Source organism: Pseudomonas pudica (assembly GCF_015680405.1).
In the GTDB taxonomy this organism is placed as follows: Bacteria; Pseudomonadota; Gammaproteobacteria; order Pseudomonadales; family Pseudomonadaceae; genus Aquipseudomonas; species Aquipseudomonas pudica.
In genome coordinates this window covers 1-533 of sequence record NZ_JADLJS010000108.1, presented here as the reverse complement: position 1 = coordinate 533, position 533 = coordinate 1, and the positions used below count along the sequence as shown (strand labels likewise).

The 533-nt window shown below is 47.8% G+C and carries 1 protein-coding gene and 1 pseudogene; both read left to right on the top strand.

All coding sequences use genetic code 11. From position 1 onward, the window contains the following. Positions 1–286 (top strand): hypothetical protein (locus IRZ77_RS27040; protein ID WP_230386625.1); only part of this gene is annotated, 286 nt, incomplete at its 5' end. Then, a pseudogene (locus IRZ77_RS27035) lies at positions 286–533 on the top strand (hypothetical protein); the annotation flags it as partial. The gene IRZ77_RS27040 and the pseudogene IRZ77_RS27035, both read left to right, overlap by 1 nt.

The window sequence follows — 533 nt, the reverse complement described above, 5'->3', positions numbered from 1 at the left end:
GCCTTTTTATCTCTCCGGTAACAATTCACATCCAACAGTAGTCGAATACGTGCCCGAAGAAGCCCAAAAAATCTTTGCTAGCCCTGAAAGCGTCAGCGATCGAATAGTTCTTAAAACCACCGATAAGACCCTGCACATCAGCACTTCAATTCCACTATTGGTAAACCACTGTACAAAAGCTATTGAGCTAACGCTCACTTACTGGCCAAACAAGCATGACATGTCAGGTTATGCAAAAGTGACAATGAGAGAAAACAATCTATCCTCCCTAAGGAGTCTATTCTAATGGCCCGCCCGCACCTTAACCCGCCATGTACAGGCTGGATAGAAGATCTACCCCATCCTGACATGCCCACTGCGATCGAAGCCAGCCTGGGCAATCATTCCCCTAACCATCAGGATCTTATCTACCTTGAAGTACCCAGACCCCTCGGTTGGGCAAGAGAAGTAATGGCTTTCCTTTCGCTTCCAACTATCGCCATCACCACCCCTCTGCTCAGCTTCATAAACTCCAACTTGGAGCAGCGGGACTT